This window comes from Paenibacillus sp. LPE1-1-1.1 (assembly GCF_040676435.1).
Taxonomy (GTDB): domain Bacteria; phylum Bacillota; class Bacilli; order Paenibacillales; family Paenibacillaceae; genus Pristimantibacillus.
The window spans coordinates 218539-240180 of the sequence record NZ_JBEGHY010000045.1 but is presented as its reverse complement, the minus strand read 5'-3'; the positions used below and the strand labels follow the sequence as shown (position 1 = coordinate 240180).

Here is a 21642-nt window from a genome sequence, read left to right as displayed (position 1 = left end):
AAAATACGTACGTTTTTCCATTTCTTATTGTATAGAAGGGATTGATGAAGTTTTCATAACCTCACCATTAAGGTTAATCTTTTTTAAAGATGACTCTTTTACCGCAATATAAAATATTTTTTCACTTTCACTTTTTTGATCTGATGGTTTTGGACTAACATTTATGTTTATTGAGCTACTGGAGTTTGAATTCATTGAAACAGCATTAATAGAAGAATACTTATCAGCAACAGGATTTGAATAATTAATATACAGATAGTATATCTCTTCCTGGTTATTAGTAATATTCTTTCCTAGATATATCCCATTCTTCTTTCTATTTTTTTCCATCCATTTCTGAATGTTTCCATCTGCAGATTTCACGTCTGAATACGTAATTGAAAAGTTTTGAGAGTTAGAGCAACCTGTAACAATTATAAAGATCAATAAGAGCAGAACTTTTAATTTTCTCAAAATGAATACTCCATCCTGGTTAGTATGGGTTCAACCCTCACTATAGTTTGATCGATTTAAAGTCGTCCACCTTTATTAGAATTCCAAAAGAACCGTCCGATAAATAGTTTTTCCTTAATCCAGTCTCTCTGCTCCGCCGTTAAACTGGGATCACTCTCCATCTTGGCAAGCGTATCCTCTTTCCCTAAATATTCGGGAGACATCTCATTGCTCGCCTGCTTGGCATCCGCATCTAGTTTAAGGGTTCTCTTAACATCGCTTTCAGCCGTCCACTCTTTCCAGGCAACGGAACCTTCGCCATTCGGGTTCCCCGTGTAAAGAAACAGTCTTACGTACTCCCGAAGGGTGGAACTCAGCGCTTTACGTCCCGGCTCGTTCTCATCCGTTATATATCCGCTAGGGTAATTCTGCATCGCTGTCGTATAGTCTCCCGTATAAAACATCATATCTGCCCCGTGTGGAGCCCCTAAAAGCGCACGCAAACCGGGATCAATGACGCCATCTCTCGTTCCCCAACTGAGTCGATATGCATAGACAGGGGGCTGATCCGGGTGTATAGTTAATGCTTTTGCGACCTCTTCGACGTTAAAACCTGCATATAGATCGCTTCCATATTTCGCCGCTGCCGTATACAACTTCATTTTATCTTGGTCCGTAAGCAAGCTGCCGTCCATGACTGAAGGAATAAACTCTGGATCAGAGAGCGCGAACCCCGAGAATTCGTTGGATGTGCTTCCCAGTATGGTTGGAAATTTGTGATAGCTTCCATCCTTGATGCTTTGGAATCCGCCTTCTGGGATTACTGTGCCGTCCTCGAACAAATGGGGAAACGGTTCCATTTGAATAGCAACTTGATCGTACGCCTGCGCGTAAAGCTTTGCATCCTGATTTCGCAAGAATGCAGCGATCGTTTCTGGGTTATGAGAAGCGGCCCACATCCTAGCTTCCTCTTCTGTACCTACCTTTCCCGTTCTGACGAGTAACCTTCGCAATACATCCTCCGACTTTGCGTCGCCTGCCGCTGAGCCGGCTGTCGTCATGCCACCGCTCAATATGATCGCTTTATGAAACAACCCTTCCGCAAGGGGCGAAATTAATGCTGCCAACACATTTCTAGCCCCTGCCGATTGTCCTGACAAAGTCACATTTTCCGGGTCCCCGCCGAATTGATCTATATTTCCCTGTACCCATTGTAAGGAATACAGAATGTCAAGTAAGCCGTAGTTACCGGAATCGTCGATCGCATCTCCGGTTCGCAGGGTTGGGTGGCGAAAGAAGCCCATCGCTCCTAATCGGTAATTTACTGAAATGACGATGCTGTTAGTCTCCTTAGATAACTGATCTCCTTTAAAGTCCTGGCCCGAGCCAGTCAAATTGCCGCCCCCGTGCGCAAACACGAGAACTGGAAGCTTTGAGCTCGTGCTGTCCGGTCGCCAGATATTCATATACAGGCAATCCTCGTTGCCGACCATCGAGCCATTTGCTAATTGCACGCAACTGTTCCCGTATTGTGTGGTCTCCACGATACTATCCCATGCCTCCAATTCACGCGGTGCTCTCCAACGCAGCTCCCCGACCGGCGCTTTGGCATAAGGAACGCCCAACCATTGGATAACACCGACATCTGTGTTCCTAATCCCGTTGAGTTTTCCATACTTAGTTGAAACCAAGGGCTTCAACAGAAATGCAGGATGTTCCTGACTGGCTACATTCTGCTCCGTGGGCGTTCCGCCGTCTTTTTTAACACTCATTATCAAAGCCTTGTTCGAGGTGTCCATTTTACGTTTGTTGTTCATTTGTCCTCCCCGGGAGATCGTGTTCTTCCCTTTTCTTTTACATTTGTCCGTTATTTAAGCTACTGTTCTGATTCATTCGTTTCCCATAACGAATCCTGTGACACATTAATGTATTTCAGCTGCTTCATACCATAGAGGAAATCAGGCTTTCGATTGATCAAACACATTCCTATGTCCAAGATTCGCAAGTGCGTCTCCGCCACCTTCTTTCAAAAAACATAAGTCTTCCGGCAGGTTAGGATAAATCCAATCCGACAGGCGGTTTGCCATTTGCTTCCCGACAGGGATCATTAACCGTGTGACGCTTCTTTCAGCCTGACCGCCGACCAATCTGTCCGGTAAAACCGGAGCATGATCGACAGCCCCATGACCATTAGGAACGTGTATAATGCCAGCCATGCGCCCACACTTCCCCATTCCAGCACGTTGATGAAGATATAAGCAAGTGGCACGAACAGCAGCCAGCTGGCGGCCAGCGATATTTTGAGCAAAAATGTCGTATCCCCGAGCCCACGCAATCCGCCCGCGTAGAAATTCAGCAGTCCGTCGAAAATTTGCAGATACGCCGAGATCATAATAAGAAAAGCTGCCACTTCATAAACGGCCGGATCGGAGGAATATAACCGCGCAATCGGTTCGGCCAGGAATGTCTCTACCGTACCGAGTATGACCAGGAAAATCGTTCCTAGGATCGCCGTATCCGTTCCGGCCCTCCTGCCTAGGTGGGCCTTGCCCTGCCCAACGTATTGGCCGACCAGAATCGTCGCGGTTGCACCGAAGGCGAATGCCGGCATGAAGCCGAACGCCATGACGCTGAGCGCAACCTCGTTCGCCGCCAACGCCGTATCACCCAGCCGGGCTACAAAAGCGGTAAAGATGAACATCGATAGGCTGAGCGAGAACTCCTGCGCGCCCAGCTTGCCGCTTTCCTGCAGCAGCAGCTTCATTTCCGGCCAGTTAAACTTCACAAGTTGCCTTGTGTTGAACGGCTTATGCAGTACGAAATAAAAGACGATCACACACACCAGCAGTTGAACCGCTTCACCGACCAGCACTGCTGCTCCAGCCCCGGTCAGACCGAGTTCAGGAAAACCCCATTTCCCGAATGTTAGCGTGTACGTCAGAAAGATCATCATCAAATTGCTAATCAGTGCGATGACCATAGACAGCCTAGTCGCGCCGATCCCTCTCAGAAATCCGTGAAATACAAAGTTAATGATACCAAAGGACATCGCAAAGAAACGGAGTTCAAGATAATCAGCGCCTTCCCTGACGAGATCTGATGAGCCTCCGGTCAACCGCAGGATATCATCGGAGAGAAATAAGCCCGCGACGGCAGTCAACACCGCAAAGATAATGCACAAATAAAAAGCGAGATACGTCCGCTGGATTCCTTTTTGCATATCGTTCGAACCGTAATTCTGGGCAACCAGATAATTCACCGTATGTCCGATCCCGGAGAAGATTGCAAAAGCGTTATACATAATAATGTTGGATACGCCGACGATGGCGATAATCAGGAAACCGAGATCACCTACCAAAATCAGATTGATCGTCCCCGTCACGGTAGCGGTGGCGAAGGACACCAGTGACGGAATGGCTAGAAGCAATATTTTTTTCCAATTTTGCAGCATACGTGTTGTTAGCCTCTTTTCAGCAGATTGTATACCCTTTCATTCGACATTGAAGAACCACTTCCTTTTTTAATTGAACAGCTATAATCATGTTCAAGTGCAGCCATGCTCCTCCATTTGTTGCTAGTCCACCAAAGACCACCAAAGATACTCTCTCTTTTCGTCCGCAAAGACTGAACCCCGTGAATCGCCCCCATCTTGGGTTCTAACTTGACAATAAAAAAACCACTTCGGATGAAGTGGCTTAAATGATTGTTTTGGTGGAGCCTAGGGGATCAAAGCCCTGACCTCATCGCTGCGCTCTTCCACCATTAGGTATTTCACTACCATAGATATGAACTTACCCAAAAAGATGGGGCAGTTCGTCTGCATATAAGATTACTACTGCAATAGCTATCAAGAGATTCAATAAGGCCGGTATCACTTTTCCGATCGGATGTTTGACTCTGAAATGCGAGAGGCACGCCAATAGCATCATTATGCCTATCAATATTCCGGTCCATGCGGCAACACTTGGATACCAGTAACCGATAATGAGTCCTATGCATCCAACAATTTGAACGTAGCCCGTAATGACGCGGAACCATTGAGGAAGCTTAATCGAATCAAACAGTTCGACCTGATGCTTGGCTCCTGCAATCTTGCTTCCGCCAAAGAAGGCCATGGAGAAAAGCAGCCAACTTTGAAGAACGATGGTTAGTATATGCATTTGAATCCACTTCCTTATTCATTTATTATTATCCGACACCATTCAGTGTCCTAATTCATAATATAACACCATTACGTGTCCTGTAAAGCAATTATTTTGATGTATTTGGTGGCAACCTTCTCCATTGGGCGGTTTGGATTCTTAATAAGCGACATGCCAAGCCCTTACAAAATATGACGCCGGGATATGGCGATACTATTAAAAGAATGCATCTTCAATAATGAATTGAGCTAATCGGAGCGTTCTCGTATCCAAATTCAAATTCAGTGAATGTGGCGTTAAATCAATATTTTCTCACCACCGACAGACAGCACTCTACATGTCGAGAGTGCTGAAAAATCAATGTTTTACAATGCCATACATAACCATCCTACCAAGCACAGAGTGGATAGAGGAATAGTTCCACCTCCGAAAATGTCTGAGTATAAATTAACTATATATCCATTTATTCTGACTCAGCAATTGGCTACGAACAATGGTTTCGAATGATAACTCCCATTTCTTCAGAAAGTGTGATGACTTTACATCTCCAGCATTCCTTACAAATAAAATAAGAAGCACCCCGAAACAGGCTGAATAGCCTGAGACGGAGTGCTTCCCCTATACGTACATATAAACTTGAATCTATTAAGGTACATAATAATATCTTACCCCAGCATAGGAAGCTCAGCCAGCTGCCGCTTCAACTCCAACACTTCAGCCTCCGGCAGATCCAGCTGCGGAGCGCGCATAAAGCCGACATCGATGCCGCGAAGTTTCAGAGCTTCCTTGAAGTAGGACATATTGCTGCCGCTGCGCAGCACCTCGCAGTAGCGAATGGCTATCCGCTGCAGTCTTCTCGCTTCGTCCAGATCGTTGCGCTGGTAAGCGTTATATACTGCAACGAACGGCTCCGGATAGACGCAGGACACGCCGGAGATGACGCCGTCGCAGCCCATTGCAAGCGCTGGCAAAAGCAGACGGTCCGCTCCTTGCATTACGGAGAACTGGCCATCATTGATCGCCAAATACTCATTCGTCCGCAGAAAATCCGGATAGCTGTATTTGATGCCCACGACATTGGCGCATCTCTGCTGTACTCGCTCTGCCACCGCTGTAGGCAGATCGTTGGACGCGCATTGCGGAATGTTGTACAAATACATAGGGAAATCATCCGGAATGCTTGCGGATACCGTCACGTAATACTGCTCGAGCTCGTCAGCGTTCGCTCCCAGGAAGATCGGTGTGACGACCCCTATGCCGTCCGCTTCAATCGCATGAGCGTGCCGCGCAAGCTCAATCGTGTCCGCCAGCGTCGTCGTTCCCGCATGGATGTACACCGTGACGCGGCCTGCCGCCGTTTTCACAATCGTCTCTGCTATCGCTTTCCGCTCGGCTACCGTAAGACGAATCATTTCGCCTGTCGTACCTAGAGGGAACAGACAGTGAACGCCTTTCCCAATCAGAAATTCCGTCAACTGCTCCACCCGCTGCAGATCAATCTGCTCTTGCTCGTCAAAAGGCGTCACCATCGCTGTCGTAATACCATACAACCGTTTCATCCCTGCCACTCCCTCTTCTTTTCCTCGTATGGAAAAACCGCTACTTCCTCCGCCGTAGGCAATGAGCTCTGCGCCCCTTGCCTCGTTACGGTAATCGCCGCCGTCTTGATCGCCTGCCCGATCGACCGGCTGACGGCTGCTCATTGTGCATAGGCTGTTGCAAATCCGCCTATAAAGCTGTCTCCGGCAGCGGTCGTGTCCTGCGCCTCTACCTTGCAGGCTTCATAGAATACGCTCCCCTTGCTATCGGTATAGCAGCAACCACTTTCCCCCAGCTTCATCGACCGTGATAAAAGCCTGGCCTGTCCCTGCCGTCCATCTGACCCACTTCCCGCGCCATTAGGACGACCGCACCGTATTCGCTGGCTCTATTCCGGCGAATACATCGAGCAGCGCTTGCGCCGTAACCAGTCCGACACGGTGGTACGTCTCGGCCGTCTCGGCCGCCGTATGCGGCGTTGCCAGCAGGTTGTCCAGCGTAAACAGCGGGTTGTCCGCCGATACCGGCTCGGATTCGAAGACATCGATCGCGGCACCGGCGATCCGACCTTCCTTCAGCGCCGCATACAGCGCACGCTCGTCAACGAGCGCCCCTCTCGCCGTATTGACGAAATAAGCCGTACGCTTCATCATCCCAAACTGCGCATCGCTCATCATATGATACGTTTCCTTCAAGCTAGGCAGATGCATGCTGACAATATCGCTGCCGCGCAGCACTTCCTCTGAGCTCACCAGCGATACGCCAAGCTCAGCCGCTTTCACCTCATTCGGATATTTATCGAACGCGATCAGCGATACATCGAAGCCTTGCAGTTTGCGCGCGACCATCTGCGCAATGTGACCGAAGCCCAGCAGGCCAATCGTCTTGCCCGCCAGCTCCTCGCCTACGCGCCGATCCCAATAGCCCCGCTTCGCCGACTGCTCCAGCGCTGGAATATTGCGCAGCTGCGACAGGATCAAGCCGACCGCCAGCTCAGCAACCGCATTGGCGTTTCCGCCCGGCACATTCGTAACCTGAATGCCCCGCTCCTCAGCTTGCGCCAGATCGATATTGTCCACGCCAACACCGAACCTTGCAATGCCCTTCAGCTTCGGAGCCAACTTGAACACCTCTTCATTCCATGTGTCTACGCCGGCAACGACGCCGTCGATATCGGCAACAAGGGGCACAAGTTCATCATACGTATGCGGCCTGCCAACCCGGTTTTCCACGATCTCGCAGCCCGCTGCCTCCAGCAGATGCTTTGCCTCCGTGCACAGGACGGAATAATTGGTTGCCGTTACGAGCACCTTATATTTATTAGCCATTATTTAACGCCTCCAACGGTCATACCGCTAACCATATATTTGGATGTGAACAGATACATAATAATTACAGGAATGGATGCGACGATAGAGCCGCCCATTAGCGGGCCCCAGGCAAATACATCGCCTACGATCATCTCGGACAGGCCTAACGTAATCGTCTTGTCCGCGCTTTTGGTCACGACGACCAGCGCGTACAAGTATTCACTCCAGCACAAAGTGAACGAGAAGATAAACGTCGCGGCCAGCCCCGGAGCAGCCAGCGGAAAAATAATGCTCCGCAGCGTCCGCGCCCTGCTGCAGCCGTCGATCATGGCCGCTTCCTCGATTTCAACCGGAATCGACTTGAAATACGAGATGAGCATCCACGTCGCGTAAGGAACCGTAATCGTCGGATAAATCAGCATCAGCCCGTAGATCGAATTGCTAAGGCCGATGGACGATACGAGCATATACAGCGGAATGAACAGTACCGCGCGCGGCATCAGGTACGCGTACAAGATACCTTTTGAGATGATGCCCCGTCCTTTAAACTTCAGCTTGGAAATCGCATAGGCCGCGAACATGCTAACCGAAATGGAGAAAAACGACACGGCCAGCGAGACAAACATGCTGTTCTTGATATTGTTCAGGAAGCCCTTCTCCGTAATCAGTTTGACGTAAGCATCCGTGCTGAAAACCTTCGGCCAGAAACTTGGCGTCAAATTATAGATTTCTCCTTGCGACTTGAAGGATGTATTCAGCATCCAGTACAGCGGGAACAGTGCGAATATTAGCAGCACCGCCAGGGTTCCGTAAACCACAAATTGTTTGCCTATCGTTTTATTTTCCATTTGGCATCACCTAATCTCTGGATGTTAGCGAGCGCTTCGTCACATAGTTGATCAGAAGAATCAGTGGCGGCATCGTCATAATGGCGATAGCAATCGCTTTCCCAAGGCTCATATTCAAAAATCCGATCGTATAGCTCAGCGTGGACAGCACCTGTGTGCCGTTTGAGGGTCCCCCGCGGGTCAGCAGCCAAATAATTTCGAAGTCATTCAGTGTCCAGATCGTCGTCATAACCGCAGCCATGATCGTAACTTCCCTCACCGAAGGCAGCGTCATATGAATAAACCGCTTAACCGCCCCCGCTCCATCGAGCATTGCTGCTTCATAAATATCCTTCGAAATCGTCTGGAGACCTGCCAGAATCGCGATGCCCATGAACGGAATGCCGCGCCACACATTCACTAGAATAACCGAGAACATTGCCAGATCCGGCGCAGCTAGCCAACCTACGGGCGCGTCAATCAGATGCAGCTTCTGGAGAATGAAATTGAGCACGCCGCCGACATCGGAATAGATCCACTGCCAGGTGAACACCGACACGATCGTCGGAATCGTCCATGGCAGAAACAGCAGTACGCGAAATACGTTTCGGAAAATAATTTTCTCATTCAGGACAAGACCCATAATCATGCCGAATACCGTTTTGAAGAAGACGGCGATGACCGTGAACATCAGCGTGTTAAAGGCCGCTTTCCAGAACAATGAATCCTTGACTAGGTCCAAATAATTCGAAAGTCCGGTGAACACGGCCGGCATCCCGACGACCTTGTTCGTAAAGCTTAAGTAGAGCGCCCAGCCGAACGGCAGTACCATTATGGCCAGCAAATAGATCAGTACGGGGCTCATAAGCGCATATGCAAGTTTAGTGTCGTTCTTTGTTCTCAAGCCTCATCCCGCCTTACTGTAGGACGAGGATACGGACACCAGACATCCGCACCCCGCCACGATCATTTTTTTGCAAATATAAGGTCCTAAGGTCTCGCCTGCGAACAACTTGTACGTCGATGCGGAAACCTTAACTGCCGGGAACGGCTTAGACCGTTCGTGCTTACTTCGCGTACACTTCCTGGATTTTGGCGCTTAGCTCCTTCATCGCCACTTCTGGCGTAAAGCTCGTCTCCAGCAGCAGCTTCTGGAAGGAATCGTTGACGATCCTCAGATTGAATACCTCGCCCGCCTTCGGATTATATTCGCCTGGATGGCCGAGGAAGTAGAAGCCTGCTACCGAATCGACGAACGCCTTGTTTTTCTCGTCCTGCCATACCGCTTCCTTCATCAAGTCGCCGTATACCGGCGCCGTGAGCGGAGCTCCCTTTTCAACCCATGTTTTGTACCAATTCTCATCGAGCATGTAAGCGATGAATTTTTTTGCAAGATCCTTGTTTTTGGAGTCCTTGAAAATCCCTAAATTGTTGCTGATGCCCGGAATAAACTGTCCCTTCGGACCTTCCGGATAAGGCGCGATGCCCGTTTTCTCGTAAAGGTCCGGGTTGTCCTTCTTGATGGAGGCAAGCACGCTGCCTGTATTGAAGATCATCGCAGCTTGTCCGCTCAGGTAAGCCTTGTTGTTGCCGCTGTCATCCCAACCGATGGCACTAGGCGGAGTGCTCTTGTCCGTGAGAAAAATATCGCGAATAAACTTCGCCGCCGCAACGGTTTCCGGCGAATCCGCAATCACCTTGCTGCCGTCCTCGGTGTCGACCGAGCCGCCGAACGACCAGATGATGCCGCGCGTCAGAAACTCTGCATCCGAATTGCCTTTACCGTAGCCCATCCCTGCGCCGTACAAGCCCTTGCTCTTATCGGTCAGCTTCGCCGCCATCTCGCGGAACTGCTCCCAGGTCTTCGGCGGAGTGTTATAGCCTGCGGCCTCCAGCAGATCCTTGCGATAGTACAGCACCTGTGTCTCCGTCCAGAATGGCACGCCATATTGCTTGCCGCCGAACGTAATCGCTTTTTTCGTATTGTCCCCGATCGGACTGTTGGCGGTTTCGATATCGGCGACGACATCGCTCACATCCTCCAGCACATCCTTGCCGTAGAACTGTCCGATTTCCTGATAACCGAAGAAGGATACGTCGGGAACCTGCTTCGATTCTATCGCCGCCGTCCATTTCGGATAGAAATCCTCGTATGCAATCAATTCGACATTGACATTCGCATTGTTCTCTTCGCCGAACTGCTTGGCGCGCTCCTCGATTGACTTATTCTGATCCTCGAATAATTGCTTCTTCATCCAGAACGTCAGCGTTGGCTTCTCTCCGGCATTCGATCCGGCGCCAGAATTGGTCTGACCGTCTGTCGCGCTGCCGTTGCCGCCGCTGCAGCCAGCGACAAGCACCGTAAGCAATGTAACCGCTGTTGCCTTCTTGATCCAGGTTTTCATAAGCGGGTGACCTCCGTATGATGTAATGTAGCAGCCTCCGATCAAGCGCTCCGGCTTGCTATGTCCTTATTGTAAAGCGCTTTACCGAGCGTTCCTATAGCAACAATTTAATCTGGATGATACTAAATTAACATCTTGCAAATGCGATAACAGGACCTGTCAGCCATCAACTCCGCTAATCGCATCTAGTAAAAAAGGAATTCCGTTATCGTAACTACATCATGGGACCGAAGCTCCCGCCGTAAAAAAAGACAGCGCCTAGGTCAAGGGCTGCCTCCGTCAAGCTGCTTATGGCGATACTCCTGCGGGGTGAGGGAGTAATATTTTTTGAACACTTTGTTGAAATAATTCGGGTTCTGATAGCCAAGCTGCGAAGCGATTTCGTAGCTTTTGAGCGCGGGATTCGCGAGCATCACCGCCGCTTGCTCCATCTTTAGCCGCAGCACATAGTCGCTTAAATTGTCCCCCGTCTCCAGCTTGAAAATACGCGACACATGGACCGGATGCATATACATGTGATCTGCGATGGCTTGCAGCGACACATCCTCGACTAGGTGCTTGCGAATGAACTGCTTCATCCTTTGCACCGTGAGTTCGCGCTCGTTGCGCGTCTCGTTCTCCATGCATGCGCGCAGCGCGGCGAATGACTGCGTAATCCAGTTATGCAGAGCAGCTGCCGAGCGGGCGGGCAGTTGTCCGGCTACGTCCGTGAGGCTGCCCCCGATAATATCCGCCAGCTCACGACCGTTTTTGTGTGCGAAGGAGCTGAAGGAGGCATAGATCGCGAAGAAAGCCTCGATCAGATGCTCGGGCGAATCGGCCCACTTCGGATTCAGCTCCTGCCAGATTGCCGTTAGCTTCACCTCTACCAGGTCGAAATTACCCGATTCCAGCAAATGCACGAGCAGCGGCGGCTCGTAAAGCGATTGCAGCGCATGGACCGACGGCTGCGCCTGATCCGAGGACGATACCTCCACGAACAGATCGCTTTGATTGCCAACACGTCTGCGCAGCGTCAGCAGCATGTCCTCGTACAGCGGCTTCACGTCATGCGGGAACACGCCCCATTTATCCACGACGACCGAAGCTGAGCCCTTCAAGTAACGTTTCACGCTAAGCTGCAGTTGCGTCGCCTTTAAATGAAGCTCTTCAAGCAATGCTCCTGTAAACGCCTCTGGTGAAGTACGCTCGTTTCGTTCTTCGGCTACGGTAATTAGGAACACCAAATATCCGTGTACGCTTTTGCAGGACCACAGTTTAAACGTATCCTCGAACAGCTCCACGGCCATGTTGACGACGGCATACTCCATAAGCGACAGGCTGTAGAAATCCATCTCCGTCATCTGTCCCTCCAGCCGGACGAGCATCACCGCGAACCGCTGCTCATGCGCCACTTGTACTTTGAGCGACTCCAACTTCTCCGCCAGCCGTCCCGGCGCATACTTGAAGCCCTGAAGCAACTCGCTCAGCAGTTCCCCCTGCAGCTTGGGCAGATTCTCCTGGAACGCCTGTGCCAGCCGCTGCCGGAATCGAGTCTCGTCAAGCTCCTCTCGCAGCGCCTTTAATGCTTGCTCCACCTTCGCCATAATCACTCCGTCGCTAATCGGCTTAAGCATGTAGTCGAACGCTTCGTGGGCAATCGCCTGCTGCGCGTAAGCAAACTCGGCGTGGCCGGACAGCAGCAAGCATTTCACCCGCTTCCAGCTTCGCCGCACCTGCGACAGCAACTCCAATCCCGACATCCCCGGCATCTGAATATCCGAAATGACGATATCGATCGAATGGGTTCGCAGAATGTCCAGCGCCTCGTATCCCGAATAAGCCTTGTGCACTCCCGTCACGCCAATATCCTGCCAGGGGAGAGTATCCGCCAAGCTGTCGACAACGCTTGCCTCGTCATCCACCAACAACAGTTGAAATCGTCCTTGCTCGCTCATCCCCAGCTCTCCTTTTGCACCCAAATTAATTCAACCCGGAATCCCCCAAGCGGCGACTCCGAGAATTGCAGGCCCGATTTCCCCTCATACAGATGGACCAGGCGCTGGTGTATATTCCACAGTCCGCAGCCGGACTGCTCGTCCATCGGAATCGCCACCCTGCTCTGCAGCTCAAACCGTTCAGGCTCAGATAGTCCCGGCCCCGTATCGTCCACAATGACGCGGTGCACTCCGCCGGCCGACTCGCCCCGTATGCTAATAACGCCAAATTGCAAGGAACGCTCTACACCATGAATAACCGCATTTTCGGCCAGCGGCTGAAGCAACAGGCGCGGAATTTCCAGTTCCAGCATCGATTCCGGCATGTCGATCTCGAAACGGAAGCGTTGTATGCGCAGCGTCTGGATGTTCAGATAATTTTCTATCAGCGTCAGTTCCTCCCTCAGCGTCGTCATCGTCTTCTCCAACCGGGTCGTATAACGGTAATATTCGCCGAGATTAAGCGCCATCGCCACTACGGCATCCTTGTCGCCGAGGTTGGCCATATTTTTGATATAAAACAGACAATTGTACAGAAAATGCGGATTAATCTGCGATTGCAGCTGCTTCAGCGTTGCTTCCTTCGAGCGCAGCGTCTCCTTGTACACCTTGTCGATCAATTCTTCGATCTGCTCCGCCATCTCATTAAACCGATCGAATAAATACTCAAACTCGTTATGGGGCCTCTGCTTCAGCCGCACCGAGAATTGCCCGTCCTTCAGTCGCTGAACGCCGCGCAGCAGCAGCTGGATCGGGCGCTGCACATTGCGGTACAGCAGGAACGTCGCCAGCAGGCCAAGCGCGAGCAGCAGACCGATAGAAACGTAGAACAAATTCCGGCTCGTATGAATCGGAGCGAACACGCTCTCTAGTGGCACGATATCGATCAAATACCAGCCAATCGTCTCCGAGCGGATATAGTTGACAATGTATTGCTGATTCGCGATCGCTACGTTCAGACTGCCGCTGTCTGACAGCGCTTGATCGCCCAACTCCTGCACCATCCGCGTAATGAGCTGGTAGTTGGCACCGTAATTAATAATCGGCTCCTGACCGGGAGAATAAAGGAACGGCTCCCTGGACTGGCCTTGCTGCAACGAGTTCAGCATATTCTTCAGGTTCACGTCCGTGAACCTCACCTCCACAAGCAGCTCCGGCGTATCCGCCTCCTGAATGCGCGAGAATAGCAGCTCCTTGTTGCCGAACGTCAGCTTGCTCGCATGCTCCCACTCCCCAAGCTTCTGGTCATTCAGCTCCGCGTCGTTGTATACCGCCGAATAATCGGTCGCTATCGCTTCCTTCGAATCCCGCAGGTAAAAAATAATTTGATTGCTCCAAGCGCTCGTCGACGTCTGCATATTCAGCATGTCCACTATCCGCAGATGCCGCTTGAGCTGTGTAAGCGGGTCCGACTCGCCCCGCCCGTTCAAATACTCCCTCACGCTATAATCGCGGCTGACCGTAATCGAATGCTTCGTGAGCTGATCGACCATCGCATCCATCTGATTCATGAAGAACGCCAAACGGTTACGGTTCTGATCCTCAATCGTGGACCTTACCACCTGAATGCTGACATGATTTGAATAACTGTAGAGCAGCATGATTGGCACGAGCAGGCCAATGATAAGAGCAATCACTTTCCGATAGGTGGTCATCTTCATCCAGTTTCTCTCCCGCCTTGTTGAGTTACCGAGAACCGCTTGAATCCTGTGAGCCCGCGAACGCATCTTGCCGGCGCTCGCCTTTGTGTATGAGGTTCTGGCTCGCTTAGCTTACGATAAAGCGCTTCCCAACGTACCTACCATAAATTAAAAATAGCCCTGACCGCAAGGGGGCAGGGCATGCAGGTGGTTATATTGCGCTAACCAATATGTAAAAAAAATCCAGATGCACCGAAGCTTTTCCCGCTTCATCCAACATCATTCATGAGAAAAACATATCGTACCAAGGGAGTTCAATGCCATCTTCAGTCTAATCCTTTATTTTCCTAGTCTGCAACTATATAGGACTAATGTAGTGTAGCGCTTAGGAAAATTAAATGAGCCCACCCCCGTAACTTTGGATGCTTCTTATTTCCAATTTCACATGGCAATGGGCTATTTATGTTAAATGTAAGGCAGTGTAAGATACTGTCGTTTATAAGACATCGTCATCAGCTAACTCATCCGCTTGGCGTTCGTAATCTTCTAAATTAGCTGGGATCTTTAATCTTACTTTATCACCATCAAGGATTACTCCCATTTTGCTCGCGTGTTTGAAAGGATCATACGGTTCATTGTTTTTAAGGCATGAGTATAATACTTGGGCAATCTTGCCGCTTGGCTAATGTGTTAGGTAACAGTTCTGCCAAGGTCATAGAGGCTTTCGTAGCTGTAGTTTTTGCACCAATTGTTATTAGCGTTTGCCTAAGTTCATCCTGAGTTACCTTGGCCATTTCTTGCGCTGTAGGATACTTCAGCGCTAATTTGAGGACACTTAACGCACCTGTTTTTTTAAAAGCTCGTTTAAGTTCAGGATTGGTAACAGAAAATAATTGCTGGACTTGATTCTTACGTCTCGTTAATTGAGTAGTAAGTAACCAGCGATCCCTAGTTAATGTGCGGTATAGAACCTGCTCTGCACTTGCAGGACGAACTATTCGAACCGAACGCATATCAGGATGAATGGTTTTGTGCCATCCCATATAGGCCATGATTCTAGCATCAATTTCATCGGATTTTTCATTAAGTCCTAGCTGGCGTTCACGAAAATCCTTTACAGCTTTATTTTCAACCTGATATATAGAATAGCCTCGATCTAATAGAACTCGAACAATTAAATATGAATAATGCCCACCAGTTGGTTCCAGTAATACAAAGAAATCCTGAGGTTCATACCCGAATTGTGCTTGAATATCTTCTAAAGCATGGATAAACTTTGTAATTCCTTGGCTATCCGAGTTAAACTTCATTGTTTTACTGCGTTTCCATTCCTTCTCACTGCGGAACTTATCAAATGGAATGCAAGCAGCAACATGGAAATCCGAACCAATATCTATTCCAACATAGAAGGGATAAAAAGCTCTTGGGTTGTCTCGGTCTTCAATAATGCTCGTATCCGTAAGCATAAAATTATTCAACTTATGATCACCTATTCGAATCATTTGCACCAGATTAACCAAGTTTTCTTAAGAGCTCCACAATGGGCCCAATGTAGCATGTCAGGTTTTAGATTCGGTGCATTACCCATAATAAACTGAGAGGTCGAGAATCCGCCTCAATAACTTTAAAGGGCTTCTGTTAAGTTCTTTCGACAGAAGGGAATAATTTCCTGATTTCTCTGTTAAGTTCTTTATTTTTCTATGCAAAAAAACCTGTCATATCGACAGGTTGAATAATCATCAAATGTGCAGCGCCAAAAACATGGAGCGCCTCATTTCTGTTAAAGAAGTCCAGGAGGATGTCCTGCCGGCTCCAAACCTATTCTGGGCGGTTGTTCCCTGAGAGGTCACTGCACAATTATATATACGCCTATTAAGGGCTAATTCCTTCTAATACGGTACCAGTTACCACAAATACTTTAAAGAAGTCTTTCTAAGCTCCACATTAGACCCAGAGGTTAACTGGTACTAAGGTATTTTAGCATGTTGCTCAAAAGTGGTAAAAGCCTATTTATTGAACTAACGTTTTCCGTTAGCTAAATAACAAGACCTCGTTCTGAGGTCATCTATCTTCTGAAAAAACATATTCTTTTTTGGCTTCTTGTACCTTTTGGGTACTGAGTATAAAACTAACGATTGCTGCGCCGCTACAAACATAAGGGAGCAGTGAATATCCCCAATTAGATATGACATAACCTCCAATCATTGAACCAATCGTGATACCTATATATAAAGCTGTATTATTCCATGCCATTGCAATTCCTCGTTCTTTTGAATATTCCATTGCTAATCTTGCTTGATATGATGTGAATCCTGCATAACCAACCAAAGCCCATATAAACAGAAAGAAATAAACCCAATCGCCAGATGAGAAGAATATCCCTAAACAAATGAGTATAAGAGTCAAGAAAATTAGTGTAGCCTTTGAAATTTTTCTTTCTCCAAACTTATCTGTTAATTGTCCACTTGTAAGGCTTCCTAAAACCGCTCCGATACCATAAAAAGTAACAGCTAATGCGATTTCTGATGACGAGAATCTATTTTCGGAGTAAAGAGCTGCTCCCAAATAAACATAAAGAGTGTACATCGAAATTGCCCAAATGGTAGTAACACTTACAGAACCTAATATTCGAAGAAGATTTCCTTGTAGTAGATTTATAGTTGAATCACTTCTTGGAATAGAAACCCATATTTTGAAATTCACTACTGCCAATATTGCTCCTATGGCAGCCATTACAACAAATACTGAACGCCAACCTAGAAAATGCTCCAATAACGTACCGAACGGCGCTCCTGCCCAAAGAGCCGTTAAGTGTCCTGAAACAACAATTGAAAGCCATGTTCCCCTCCGATTTGGTGGTGCAATATCACTAATGATTGCATAAATCAAAGGGGTAATTGAAGCGACGGACAAACCAGCTAAAATACGGCTTATAATTAACCATAAAAAAGAAGGAGTAAAAGCGGTTAGTGTATTAGAAATAGCAAACAGCAATAAACCAAACGTAATAAATAATCTCCGTCCCTTTTTATCTGAAAACCAACCAAAAAAAGGAGCTGAAAAAGCATATGTAACTGCAAAAACTGTTACCATCCATCCAGTGGTCGATGTACTAACCTGATATGCTTCCGAAATGAACGGTAATAACGGAGACACCACAAATAAGTCAGTACCCATAAGAAACAAAGTTATCCAACCAACACTTAAACTTATCTTCCCTTGTAACTCCATTAAATCCCCCCCCATTGAAATGTATATTCACAAAGGGGCATAAAAAGAGTTAGGTTGGAATCATTAATGATGAAACATATCACTTCAAAAAAAAAGGGCTGCCGAACGCAGCCCATCTTATCGAACAATCGAATCCCTTCGTTTAATAATCAAGAACTTACGCTATTGTCGTAGCATACTCTCTAATCTGTCCTTCACGAAAAGCCATTCTTCATCGATTACACTGTAATACACAGAGTCTCGCACATATCCATCATACATGATGCGATGCCGACGAAGCACTCCTTCCTTAACAGCACCTAATCTTTCAATTGCCTGTTGAGACCTAAGATTACGACCATCTGTTTTTATTTGTACACGAATTGTCCCTAGTGTTTCAAAGCAATGCTTCAAAAGAAGATACTTACACTCAGTATTTATACTTGTTCGCCAAACTGTCGGAGACAGCCATGTCCAACCAATTTCCAAACTCCGATTAGGTATGGATATATCAAGAAAACGAGTGCTTCCCACAACTTTTCCTGAATCATTATCATAGATAACGAAAGGAAATTCAGTTCCTTGTACTTTTGCTTGAAGCGCTCCATCCACAAGACATTTCATATCTTCAATTGAATTTATTTTCATTGGCATATACGCCCATATATCTGGATAGTTTCCCGCATCAAATAATTCCTGTACGTGATCAACTTCCATAGGAAGTATCTTAACCCTTTCTCCTATCAGTTCTACTGGCGTTATCTCCACGATAATTCTCTCCTTTTTATGAATATTGAATAGTCATTTCGTCTCTTTTATGCCTTCTCCTTCTTATTCAGTTAAAATGCCCGTTAGTTCAATAAAAAGAACGCTCCCGCGCCTTCGCTTGGGCTACGTCCTCCTCATTATATTTCATTTCCAATCACCTATTAAAGAACGTACGCGGGTAGCAAGTAGTGCTTAAACAGGGGACTTATCTTAACCTAAGCACTAAGAAAATACTTTATTTTCGTTGAACAGCCTAATGCTCAAAAAAAATCGCGAAGCCAGCCGCTTCGCGATTTTTCATACCTATAACCGCTTCAGGAACGATACAATCGTCAGAAGCCCTTTGTCGAAATTGTACAGATTAAAATGTTCGTTCGGCGCATGCAGATTCTCGTCCGGAAGACCAAAGCCCATCATAACGACAGGAGCCGCCAGTTCACGGGAGAAGGTTGCGACGATCGGAATCGATCCTCCGTCTTTCGTGAACAGCGCTCGAGTGCCGTAGACGTCTTCGTAAGCATCCGCAGCCAACTGCAGCATCCGGTCGGAAGGATCGATGTTGAAAGCGCGGGCCTTCTCGCCGTCTTTTACTTGCAGCTTCGCGCCGGGCTGAACATGCTTCTGCAAATGCCGTTTGATCTTGTCCAGAATGTCCTGCGGATCCTGGTCTCCAACTAGGCGGCAGGTGATCTTGGCATGCGCCTCCTTCGGAATGACCGTCTTGGTGCCTTCGCCCTGAAATCCGCCGTAAACGCCGTTCAGTTCAAGCGTCGGCCTCGCTCCGACGCGTTCCACAAAGGAGAAACCTTCTTCGCCGTACAACGCGTCAAGACCTAGACTTGCCTTCAGTTGATCTTCATCCAGCATCTGCTTGGCGAACTCTTCTCTCATAAGCAGCGAAAGCTCCGGCACGCCTTCATAGAATCCGTCGACGCTTACGCGGCCCCGATCATCGTGCAAAGTCGCAAGCAATGAGACAAGGGCATGAAGCGCGTTGGGAACGCCCCCGCCGTATGTTCCGGAGTGCAAATCGGTATTCGCGGTGTTCACGGTGACCTCAAGAGAACACAATCCCCGAAGTCCCGTACTGATGGCGGGCTTGCCCGGCTCGAGCAGCGACGTGTCCGAAATCAGGACGACGTCAGTGGCCAGCTTGTCCCGATTCGTCGTCAAGAAAGGAGGGAGGCTCCGGCTGGAAACTTCTTCTTCGCCCTCGATGCACAGCTTGATATTGACCGGAAGCCGCTCTTCCTGCTTCAATATGGCTTCTATCGCTTTGATATGCAGAAACACCTGGCCTTTATCGTCCGTCGCGCCCCGCGCGTACAGCTTGCCGTCCCGGATGTCCGGCTCGAAGGGAGGCGTCGTCCACAAATGAAGCGGATCGACTGGTTGCACGTCGTAATGGCCGTAAACAAGCACGGTAGGTTTGCCAGGAGCATGAAGATGATCGGCATACACGATCGGATGGCCGTCGGTTTGATGCACTTCCACGTTCTCGAGGCCCGCGCGAGTGAGCGCATCCGCGAGCCATTCGGCCGCTTTGTTCATATCCGCTTTATGCGCGGACAGGGCAGATACGCTCGGAATGGACAACCATTGCTTCAGCTCGTCCAACTGCTGTTCCCTTAAGTTTTGAAAATAGGTTTCATAACTCATCGGTGATTTCATCCTCCCTTTCAATTTATATCCATATCATATACCTCCGCCAGGCAAAAATGCCAGAGACTCGGCGTAAATGGATGGCGTGAACGGAATAACGGTATATTCAGCGGGTTTTTCTTTATGGAAAGGATCATCCTTAATCATTCCCTCAATCTCCGTCTTGGATTCCGAGCGCTTTAATAACTTCGACCGTTCTTGGCTCCAGTACTCCCTTCCCATTTCGAATTGTAACTAAATCGATGATAGATCAATTATTACATTTGATCTTATGCGTTAGGTATTTTAGCCAGATGATCAGCTAATGCTTTGATCTTCCACTCCTCTAAGGCCGTATCATTCATTAAATCGGTAGCAGCTGTAAAATCCTCAAGTCGGAATGTTTTCAATTCATCGAGTGTATAAGTGAAATCATCCCTCTCCTGAGAAGCATGGCATGATATGCAGCTTGCTACATCCCTTTTGGTATTTAATGATTGGTCTGCATTGTAAGCCTGGAAGCGCCAATCTCCATTTTGCTCTTCGGTTGGTTGATCGCCCCAGTCTAAGCGTTTTTCCATGACAAAAATATCCGATAAAATTTCATCTCTGTAGATTTCAAGAGTTAATACCGTTCCTTGTGGAATTGGCTCTCCGTTTTGAACTGCTTTAATGGTTTCCGGACTTGCGTATAGCTTTTCATGTGCATTCCCACGATCAACAGTCGTATAAATGATTTGATCGGTATAATTATCTGGTAAATCAACAATTGCAGTACCATTTTCAACAGTTTGTTCTGGTTCTTCTGGTTGTGTTGGTTGTTCTGGTTGTGTTGGTTGTTCTGGTTGTGTTGGTTGTTCTGGTTGTGTTGGTTGTTCTGGTTGCTCAGATTGTTCGCCAGTCATGTTATCAACTTGATTGTTAATTCCTTCTCCGCACCCAGACAAGATAACTGTAGTTAAGAAAGTCAATAATACAAATACTTTTTTCATTCGTAATTCCTCCTTTAATAATTTATCCGTCACTATATACGTTGTTTTTGCTTTTGTATAAACTTCACAGCATAATGTGTTCCACAGATATAGATTCCCTTAATTGAAAGGTAATCCATAATAAAGATAATGGCGGAATCATCGAAACCAAAGGATCCGAATGGATCATATACAACGAGTTTTGTACCTAGATTTCTTTCGAACGAAGTCTGAACTCCAAAAACAACAATAAATACTGCCAATATGCGCAATAAGAAAGTTCGGACTGTGCTTGAACCCGTTATTCCGGTCATTCTTCGCATGGCATTAATTATCGTCCCCCACGACATTCCAATATGAACAGCCATGATAATAAAACCCCAATAAGAAGTCATGACATGGATTTGCATGAAGATCGTGTCATTTTTGATCGGAATGAAAGTAAGAACTTCACGGGAAATTGGTATTGAACTGATTAACACTGCAGCCATTGAAACTAGAAATAACAAATTTACCATGATGCTGAGTATGCGTCGAAGATCGAACTTCCCCTTTAAAAGAGTCTTATACCACCTACGGTTTAAAATGTTATGGGCAATAAATAAAACCAAAAGGATGACACCAACAACTTCGTGGATTAGAATCCCAGTCATTTGGTAAGCCATAGCCACTAACATAAGAACAGTCATTGTCACGTCAATGAACAGTCTGATGATCATTTTAGGATTCAATCGGGCTCCCTCTTTCCTAATTCATCATTCATTTTCAACCATTTGCTTTT

Annotated in this window: 18 protein-coding genes; all 18 read right to left on the bottom strand. The window is 47.8% G+C overall.

The genetic code is table 11. From position 1 onward, the window contains the following. Positions 1–24: 24 nt before the first annotated feature. Entirely contained in the window at positions 25–453 is a 429-nt protein-coding gene (locus MRBLPE1_RS30030; RefSeq protein ID WP_364153233.1) for a hypothetical protein, read from the bottom strand. A gap of 56 nt (positions 454–509) precedes the next feature. Next, positions 510–2249: a carboxylesterase/lipase family protein gene (locus MRBLPE1_RS30025; protein WP_364153231.1), complete on the bottom strand. Its 1740-nt coding sequence runs from the start codon at positions 2247–2249 to the stop codon at positions 510–512. 290 nt (positions 2250–2539) lie between these two features. After that, positions 2540–3883, bottom strand: a complete 1344-nt coding sequence (locus tag MRBLPE1_RS30020) for an MATE family efflux transporter (protein ID WP_364153228.1) — start codon at positions 3881–3883, stop codon at positions 2540–2542. Between the two features lie 340 nt (positions 3884–4223). Beyond that, complete coding sequence (locus MRBLPE1_RS30015; protein ID WP_364153225.1) at positions 4224–4592, bottom strand: DoxX family protein; 369 nt, start codon at positions 4590–4592, stop codon at positions 4224–4226. Between the two features lie 647 nt (positions 4593–5239). Beyond that, a complete protein-coding gene (locus MRBLPE1_RS30010; protein WP_364153223.1) occupies positions 5240–6277 on the bottom strand; it encodes a dihydrodipicolinate synthase family protein in 1038 nt (345 codons plus the stop codon). Continuing rightward, the gene (locus MRBLPE1_RS30005; RefSeq protein WP_364153220.1) at positions 6274–6414 is read right to left on the bottom strand and encodes a PfkB family carbohydrate kinase; all 141 of its coding nucleotides are present in this window, start codon (positions 6412–6414) and stop codon (positions 6274–6276) included. Before MRBLPE1_RS30005 ends, MRBLPE1_RS30010 begins: the two co-directional genes overlap by 4 nt. Positions 6415–6472: 58 nt before the next feature. Continuing rightward, positions 6473–7441, bottom strand: coding sequence for a phosphoglycerate dehydrogenase (locus MRBLPE1_RS30000; protein ID WP_364153217.1), 969 nt, complete (start codon positions 7439–7441; stop codon positions 6473–6475). After that, entirely contained in the window at positions 7441–8271 is an 831-nt protein-coding gene (locus MRBLPE1_RS29995; RefSeq protein WP_364153215.1) for a carbohydrate ABC transporter permease, read from the bottom strand. The genes MRBLPE1_RS30000 and MRBLPE1_RS29995 overlap by 1 nt, the downstream gene beginning before the upstream one ends. Before the next feature lie 10 nt (positions 8272–8281). Further along, positions 8282–9154 carry a carbohydrate ABC transporter permease gene (locus MRBLPE1_RS29990; protein ID WP_364153213.1) on the bottom strand — a complete coding sequence of 291 codons (873 nt, stop codon included), beginning with the start codon at positions 9152–9154 and terminating at the stop codon, positions 8282–8284. A gap of 163 nt (positions 9155–9317) precedes the next feature. Beyond that, positions 9318–10655, bottom strand: a complete 1338-nt coding sequence (locus MRBLPE1_RS29985) for an ABC transporter substrate-binding protein (RefSeq protein ID WP_364153210.1) — start codon at positions 10653–10655, stop codon at positions 9318–9320. A gap of 263 nt (positions 10656–10918) precedes the next feature. Continuing rightward, positions 10919–12592, bottom strand: coding sequence for a response regulator (locus MRBLPE1_RS29980; RefSeq protein WP_364153207.1), 1674 nt, complete (start codon positions 12590–12592; stop codon positions 10919–10921). Beyond that, positions 12589–14292, bottom strand: a complete 1704-nt coding sequence (locus MRBLPE1_RS29975) for a sensor histidine kinase (RefSeq protein WP_364153204.1) — start codon at positions 14290–14292, stop codon at positions 12589–12591. Before MRBLPE1_RS29975 ends, MRBLPE1_RS29980 begins: the two co-directional genes overlap by 4 nt. A 620-nt stretch (positions 14293–14912) precedes the next feature. Then, positions 14913–15749 carry an IS110 family transposase gene (locus MRBLPE1_RS29970; RefSeq protein ID WP_364153201.1) on the bottom strand — a complete coding sequence of 279 codons (837 nt, stop codon included), beginning with the start codon at positions 15747–15749 and terminating at the stop codon, positions 14913–14915. Positions 15750–16332: 583 nt separating this feature from the next. Next, a complete protein-coding gene (locus MRBLPE1_RS29965; protein ID WP_364153199.1) occupies positions 16333–17502 on the bottom strand; it encodes an MFS transporter in 1170 nt (389 codons plus the stop codon). A gap of 162 nt (positions 17503–17664) precedes the next feature. Further along, positions 17665–18249: a GNAT family N-acetyltransferase gene (locus MRBLPE1_RS29960; RefSeq protein WP_307605905.1), complete on the bottom strand. Its 585-nt coding sequence runs from the start codon at positions 18247–18249 to the stop codon at positions 17665–17667. 303 nt (positions 18250–18552) lie between these two features. Further along, on the bottom strand, positions 18553–19908 hold the full coding sequence (locus tag MRBLPE1_RS29955) for a dipeptidase (protein WP_364153195.1): 1356 nt from the start codon (positions 19906–19908) through the stop codon (positions 18553–18555). Positions 19909–20180: 272 nt separating this feature from the next. Further along, positions 20181–20882, bottom strand: coding sequence for a cytochrome P460 family protein (locus MRBLPE1_RS29950; RefSeq protein WP_364153192.1), 702 nt, complete (start codon positions 20880–20882; stop codon positions 20181–20183). A gap of 32 nt (positions 20883–20914) precedes the next feature. After that, positions 20915–21592: a DUF4405 domain-containing protein gene (locus tag MRBLPE1_RS29945; protein ID WP_364153188.1), complete on the bottom strand. Its 678-nt coding sequence runs from the start codon at positions 21590–21592 to the stop codon at positions 20915–20917. Positions 21593–21642 lie beyond the last annotated feature (50 nt).

Excerpts from the sequence above, each read along its gene's own strand:
- MRBLPE1_RS29975 (WP_364153204.1), bottom strand. The coding sequence starts at position 14,292 with ATGAAGATGACCACCTATCGGAAAGTGATTGCTCTTATCATTGGCCTG.
- MRBLPE1_RS30025 (WP_364153231.1), bottom strand. The coding sequence starts at position 2,249 with ATGAACAACAAACGTAAAATGGACACCTCGAACAAGGCTTTGATAATG.
- MRBLPE1_RS30010 (WP_364153223.1), bottom strand. The coding sequence starts at position 6,277 with ATGAGCAGCCGTCAGCCGGTCGATCGGGCAGGCGATCAAGACGGCGGC.
- MRBLPE1_RS30000 (WP_364153217.1), bottom strand. The coding sequence starts at position 7,441 with ATGGCTAATAAATATAAGGTGCTCGTAACGGCAACCAATTATTCCGTC.
- MRBLPE1_RS29955 (WP_364153195.1), bottom strand. The coding sequence starts at position 19,908 with ATGAGTTATGAAACCTATTTTCAAAACTTAAGGGAACAGCAGTTGGAC.
- MRBLPE1_RS29980 (WP_364153207.1), bottom strand. The coding sequence starts at position 12,592 with ATGAGCGAGCAAGGACGATTTCAACTGTTGTTGGTGGATGACGAGGCA.
- MRBLPE1_RS30005 (WP_364153220.1), bottom strand. The coding sequence starts at position 6,414 with ATGAAGCTGGGGGAAAGTGGTTGCTGCTATACCGATAGCAAGGGGAGC.
- MRBLPE1_RS30020 (WP_364153228.1), bottom strand. The coding sequence starts at position 3,883 with ATGCTGCAAAATTGGAAAAAAATATTGCTTCTAGCCATTCCGTCACTG.
- MRBLPE1_RS29985 (WP_364153210.1), bottom strand. The coding sequence starts at position 10,655 with ATGAAAACCTGGATCAAGAAGGCAACAGCGGTTACATTGCTTACGGTG.
- MRBLPE1_RS29995 (WP_364153215.1), bottom strand. The coding sequence starts at position 8,271 with ATGGAAAATAAAACGATAGGCAAACAATTTGTGGTTTACGGAACCCTG.
- MRBLPE1_RS29950 (WP_364153192.1), bottom strand. The coding sequence starts at position 20,882 with ATGAAAAAAGTATTTGTATTATTGACTTTCTTAACTACAGTTATCTTG.
- MRBLPE1_RS30015 (WP_364153225.1), bottom strand. The coding sequence starts at position 4,592 with ATGCATATACTAACCATCGTTCTTCAAAGTTGGCTGCTTTTCTCCATG.
- MRBLPE1_RS29965 (WP_364153199.1), bottom strand. The coding sequence starts at position 17,502 with ATGGAGTTACAAGGGAAGATAAGTTTAAGTGTTGGTTGGATAACTTTG.